The organism is Synechococcus sp. 'PEA 65AY6A-5F PE A' (genome assembly GCF_047462575.1).
Classification (GTDB): domain Bacteria; phylum Cyanobacteriota; class Cyanobacteriia; order Thermostichales; family Thermostichaceae; genus Thermostichus.
Genome location: NZ_JAOALE010000066.1, coordinates 1 through 5,536, shown reverse-complemented (window position 1 = coordinate 5,536; position 5,536 = coordinate 1). Strand labels below are relative to the sequence as shown.

5 protein-coding genes and 2 pseudogenes are annotated in these 5,536 nt (G+C 61.7%); 5 read left to right on the top strand and 2 right to left on the bottom strand.

Features of this window, described 5'->3' with window-relative positions; translation table 11 throughout:
- Positions 1-2 precede the first annotated feature (2 nt).
- The 3 genes and pseudogenes from GG26_RS13380 to GG26_RS13370 form a co-directional block, all read left to right on the top strand.
- Positions 3-92 (top strand): annotated as a pseudogene (locus tag GG26_RS13380) (IS200/IS605 family transposase); the annotation flags it as partial.
- A 136-nt stretch (positions 93-228) separates the two neighbouring features.
- A complete protein-coding gene (locus GG26_RS13375) occupies positions 229-1,575 on the top strand; it encodes a 16S rRNA (cytosine(967)-C(5))-methyltransferase (protein WP_011429967.1) in 1,347 nt (448 codons plus the stop codon).
- 33 nt (positions 1,576-1,608) lie between these two features.
- Positions 1,609-2,421 carry a TrmH family RNA methyltransferase gene (locus tag GG26_RS13370; protein WP_011429966.1) on the top strand — a complete coding sequence of 271 codons (813 nt, stop codon included), beginning with the start codon at positions 1,609-1,611 and terminating at the stop codon, positions 2,419-2,421.
- Between the two features lie 15 nt (positions 2,422-2,436).
- Here the strand turns inward: GG26_RS13370 and recA are convergent, their stop codons facing one another.
- Positions 2,437-3,561: a recombinase RecA gene (gene recA / locus GG26_RS13365; RefSeq protein ID WP_414391131.1), complete on the bottom strand. Its 1,125-nt coding sequence runs from the start codon at positions 3,559-3,561 to the stop codon at positions 2,437-2,439.
- Between the two features lie 253 nt (positions 3,562-3,814).
- Between recA and lgt the strand changes: the two genes are divergently transcribed.
- Together lgt and tsaE are read left to right on the top strand one after the other, a co-directional pair.
- Positions 3,815-4,669, top strand: coding sequence for a prolipoprotein diacylglyceryl transferase (lgt, locus tag GG26_RS13360; RefSeq protein WP_011429964.1), 855 nt, complete (start codon positions 3,815-3,817; stop codon positions 4,667-4,669).
- 3 nt (positions 4,670-4,672) lie between these two features.
- Complete coding sequence (tsaE, locus tag GG26_RS13355; RefSeq protein ID WP_099812231.1) at positions 4,673-5,293, top strand: tRNA (adenosine(37)-N6)-threonylcarbamoyltransferase complex ATPase subunit type 1 TsaE; 621 nt, start codon at positions 4,673-4,675, stop codon at positions 5,291-5,293.
- 75 nt (positions 5,294-5,368) lie between these two features.
- Here the strand turns inward: tsaE and GG26_RS13350 are convergent.
- Positions 5,369-5,500: pseudogene (locus GG26_RS13350) on the bottom strand (hypothetical protein); the annotation flags it as partial.
- Positions 5,501-5,536 lie beyond the last annotated feature (36 nt).

Below are 5,536 nucleotides of genomic sequence, written 5' to 3'. Positions count from 1 at the left end.
GTGTGGGGCTAGCGGTTGTTCATCTCATTTTTTGGCCAAAGAGAAGGAAAAAGGTGTTGGTGGGAGAAGTCAGGAACAGGTTGTTTGAGCTATGAAACTATATCAACGACCCCCATCATGGGTAAGCGACTAAAGTGGCTAGCGGGCTTTTCCGGCGCGCACTCAAGTGCGGGGCTACCAAGCTATCCTTTTGTGTCGGGAAGCAACCTGATCTTTTTTGGAGCGGCCATGAACGCGCGTCAACTGGCCCTCTTGGCTCTGCAGAAGATCGAGCGGCACAACGCCTATGCCGACGTGGTGCTAGAACACTTGTTGGCCCATAGCCGCCTGATCCCTGCCGACTGCCACCTGGTCAGCGAGTTGGTGTATGGGATTACCCGCCGTCGCCGCACCCTTGATGCCCTGATCGACTGCTTTGCCCGGCGCCCCGCCCACCAGCAACCGCTCGATTTGCGGCTGATTCTCTACCTTGGCTTCTACCAACTGGCTTTTCTGGATCACATCCCGCCCAGGGCCGCCATTCACACCAGCGTGGAGCTGGCCCGCCAGGTGGGCCTGGGATCCCTGACGGGGGTAGTCAACGGCATCTTGCGCGCCTACCAGCGGCAAGCGTTGGATGGGGCGGAAAAGGATCCCCTCAAGCCCTTGCAGGACACTCTGCCCACTGACCCGATTCAGGCCTTGGGGATCCGGCATAGCTTTCCCGATTGGCTGGTGCGCCTCTGGTGGGAGCGCCTGGGACCAGCCGAGACCGAGCAGTTGTGCGCCTGGTTCAACCAGCCGCCCCACCTGGATCTGCGGGTCAACCCGCTGCGGGCGGATGTGGACAAAGTCATCCAAGCCTTGGCAGAAGCGGGGATCCCTGCCTCACCCATCCCTGAGGTGCCGGGCGCCCTGCGCCTGGGACAACATGCCGGCGACATCACGGCCCTGCCCGGCTTTGCCCAAGGCTGGTGGAGCGTTCAGGATGCCAGCGCCCAGCAGGTGGTGCACTATCTGGATCCCCAGCCGGGAGAGCGAGTCATCGACTGCTGCGCCGCTCCGGGCGGCAAGACCACGCATATGGCCGAGCAGATGCAGGATCGCGGCGAGATCTGGGCCCTGGACCGCCATCCCCACCGCCTGCGCCGCCTAGAGGAAAATGTGCAGCGCTTGGGCTTGAGCTCGATCCGTCCCCTGGCCATCGACCTGCTCTCCCTGGACGCCGCTGCCGAACCTCCTGCACCCCTGCCCCCGTGGCAGAGCGCCGACCGAGTGTTGTTGGATGCCCCCTGCTCCGGCTTGGGCACCCTGCACCGCCACGCCGACGCCCGCTGGCGGCAAACCCCCGCCCAGATTCAAGAGCTGGCCCATCTGCAAGCTCAGCTTCTGCAGGTCGCAGCCCGGTGGCTCAAGCCGGGCGGACTGTTGGTGTACGCCACCTGCACCCTGCATCCTGCCGAAAACGAGGCAGTCATCCAGTCTTTTCTGAACCGGCATCCCCACTGGGCTGCCGAAGGGGATCCCCTGCTCATCTGGCCTCATCGCCAGGATCGGGATGGATTTTTTATCCAACGGTTGCGTCGCCGCGATTAAGCCTTCCCCGCCCCATCTCTCCTCTTCCTCCGCATGGCTTCTGAGCTGCTCACCAGCCCCAAAAACCCTTGGATCCGACAGTTGCGGCAGTTGCACCGCAGCAAAGGCCGGCGAGAACAGGGCGCCTTCCTGGTCGAGGGATCCCACCTCCTCGAAGAGGCGCTGGGGGTCGGCTGGCCTCTGCGAGCTGTCTGCTACACCTTCGACTGGGCTGAGCGTCACCCCCGCTTGTTGGCCAGCCTGCCCAAGCATCTGCGGCGGCAGGCCGTCAGCTTGGAAGTGATGGCGGCCCTCTCTACGACCGAGTCTCCGGAAGGGGTTGTAGCTGTGGCCGTTAGCCGGCAAATCGCCTCCCCTCCCCCAGAGGCGCTGCGCCTGGGCTTGGTGGTCGAAACGCTGCAAGATCCAGGTAATTTGGGATCCCTGATCCGCGTCGTGGCGGCCACCGGAGCCGATGGCCTCTGGCTAAGCGCAGACAGCGTCGATCCGGAAAACCCCAAAGTCCTGCGGGCCTCCGCCGGCCAGTGGTTTCGCCGCCCGCCTCAGGTTCTCTCTGACTTGCCCGCCTGGATCCAGTCCTGTCGTCGCCAAGGGATCCAAGTTTTGGCCGCCACCCTCGCCCCTCTGGCCACCTGTTACTGGGATCACGACCTCACTCGGCCAACCCTTTTTCTCTTGGGCAACGAAGGGGCTGGCCTGCAGGAATCGACGATCCAACTGGCCGATGCCCAGGTGCGGATCCCGATGGCTGCTGGCGTCGAGTCCCTCAACGTGGCCATGACCGGGGGATTGCTGCTCTACGAAGCTTTGCGCCAGCAGCGAGCCCAGTTGAGAGGCACAGCTTGAAGAGCCGCCCTCGTTTCAAAACTCCTCATCTGCAAAGATGGGGGCCTCAACCTCTTCCTGCTCTCCCTCCTCTATCCCCCCCGGTCGGCTGGCAGAAACCGTTACCCCTGCAGAAAGTTTTTCCCGCACAGCCGCTTCCACCTCCGCCAGGATCTCCGGCTTTTCTTTCAGGTAAACGACCAGATTGTCTCTCCCTTGGGCCACATTTTCCTCTTTGTAGCTGTACCAGGAACCGCGTCGTTTGAGAATGCCCATCTCCTCGGCCAGATCGATAATGCAGCCGATGTTGGAGATGCCCTGGCCGAAGATGATGTCGAATTCTGCCCGCCGGAATGGGGGAGCAACTTTGTTTTTCACCACCTTGACCCGCGCCCGGATCCCGTATTCTTCAGCACCTTTCTTCAGAGTTTGCACGCGGCGAATATCCAGCCGCACCGACGCATAGAACTTGAGGGCATTGCCGCCAGTGGTGGTTTCCTGGGGGCCGTAGCCGATGCCGCCGATTTTGGAGCGCAACTGGTTGAGGAACAGAACAATTGACCCGGTTTTGCTGACGTTGCCGGCAATCTTGCGCAGCGCTTGGCTCATCAGGCGGGCCTGTAACCCCACATGGGCGTCTCCCATATCCCCCTCGATCTCGGCGCGGGGAACCAACGCTGCCACCGAGTCCACCACCACAATGTCCACAGCAGCAGAGCGCACCAGTTGATCGACAATCTCCAGGGCGGCCTCCCCCGTGTCCGGCTGGGAGATGAGCAGATTCTGGATATCTACCCCCAAAGCCGCCGCGTAGGCGGGATCCAGCGCGTGCTCGGCATCCACAAAAGCAGCCGTTCCCCCTCGTTTTTGCACCTCAGCGATGGCGTGCAGAGCAACCGAGGTTTTCCCAGAAGATTCCGGCCCGAAGACTTCGATGATTCGCCCCTTGGGGTAGCCACCGCCCATGGCCAAGTCGAGGGTGATAGCGCCGCTGGGTATGGTCTCCACCCGCATCTGGGCCGCATCTCCCAGGCGCATGATCGCCCCTTTGCCAAAATTGCGCTCGATCTGGCCCAACACCTGATCCAGAGCTTTGCGTTTCTCCGACTTCAACTTGTCCAAGTCGTCGCCGTTGTTCACGTCGGCAGCTTTGCGGGCCATAACCAGCACCCTCCCCCAGGAGTCGCGGTGGAAAATCAAGCCTGCATTCTAACATTGTCGCCTTGTTGCCCCCAGCGGATCCCTTGATCTCCCTCCAATTGCAGTCAGCTCGTACCTTGCCTCGGTTCCAAGCTCCCCTCTCCCTGAGGGAGAGGGGCTGGGGGTGAGGGCCGCTCCCTGAGGGAGAGGGGTTGGGGGTGAGGGTCGCAGAACAGGTAGAGTGAGCTAGAAAGACCGGTTTAGGAATACTGCCGTGTTCACGACCCTGGTGTTGCGATCCCCCGGTCCAATTGTGTTTAGCTGGGGGCCATTCAGCCTACGCTGGTATGGCCTGCTGATCGGCTTAGCAACCGTTTTGGGCCTGTTTCTAGCTCGCCACCTGGCGGCACGGCGCGGTCTTCCCCCCAATTCCATGTCCGATCTGCTGCCGTGGCTGGTGGTGGGATCCCTGCCCCTTGCCCGTTTTTACTACGTGGCTTTTGAGTGGGAGCGATATCGAGATGGCCCTTGGTGGAAAGTCCTGGCCCTCTGGCAGGGGGGAATGGCCATCCATGGCGCTTTGCTCGGGGGCACTGCAGCGCTTTACCTGTTTGCCCACCGGCATCGGCTCAACTTCTGGCTGCTGGCCGATTGCATCGTTCCTTCCCTCAGCCTTGGCCAGAGCATCGGTCGCTGGGGCAACTTCTTCAACAACGAGGCCTATGGAAAGGCTTTGTCTCCGGCTAGTTCTCTGTGGATCCAACTGCAGCTCCCCGACGGATCCCGCGTGCATCCCACTTTTTTGTACGAATCCCTCTGGAACCTCGGCCTCTTCGGGATCCTGCTCTTTTTGAACTATCGGCGCCAGCCTCCGCCCGGTAGCCTCCTGGGCCTCTACCTGCTGGGGTATAGTCTTGGACGCTTCTGGATCGAGGGGCTGCGCGCCGACAGCCTCATGCTGGGGCCCCTGCGGGTGGCCCAGGGGGTGAGCCTACTGCTCATCGGAGCTGGCCTGGCCCTGATGCTGACCGCTCAAAGACGTGCTTCTGCTCACCTGAGCCCAGTGAGGCCCTCACCCGCTCTCTCGACAGGGATCCCTGCCCCTGAGCACCCCCCGAAGGAGCCGTAAGCCATGGCGAGCGCACGAGATGAAGAGCTTTGGCAACAAGCTTCCCCTCTGGTGTTGTCCTCTGCCGCTGCCACCCAATCGCTGGCGGCCCTGGTGGCTCAGGCCGCCGTTCGCCTCCTCAGAGGCCCGCAACACAGCCCCCAGCGCAGGAGCAAGACAGACTCCCCTCCCGGCCTGGTGATCCTTCTAGAGGGCAATCTGGGCAGCGGCAAAACCACCTTTGTGCAGGGGCTGGGGCAAGGGCTGGGGATCCCGGAGCCCATCGACAGCCCCACCTTCGTGCTGGTGCAGGAATACCACACGGGACGGATCCCTCTTTTTCATTGCGATCTCTACCGTCTAGAGTCCGCCTCTGGCGGAGCCGAGTCCTCAGCTCTGGACGATCTGGGGCTGGAAGAACTTTGGAGCCAAGCTGGGATCACCGCCATCGAGTGGCCTCAGTACCTGCCCTACTGGCCAGCAACCTACCTCTGGCTGTGCCTAGAAGCCCATCCCCAGGCAGAGGGATCCCGCCTGCTGTATGCCAAGGGCAAAGGATCCCAGCTCGCCCACCTTTGGCAACAAGTTCTCTCTCAATTCACCCAGCAAGACCCTCAAGAGAACGGGATTCTCTTCTCCTCCTGAAAGGGGATCCCGAATTCGTATGGACTTACCCTCAACCCAAGAGCCAAAACTCGCGCAACTGAAAAGACGGAGCTCACTTTCCTCGGCAATAGCCACGCCATCCCCTTCTCGCAAGGGCAGCCCGTTCAGAGTCGCATTGCCCCGGGCTACCTGCAGCCACCCATAACGCTCCTTATCCAAGCGTTGGCTGGTGGGTGGTATTGACATATGGGTTGAGGTGGGGGTAAGGTAGTAAAGCGCCAG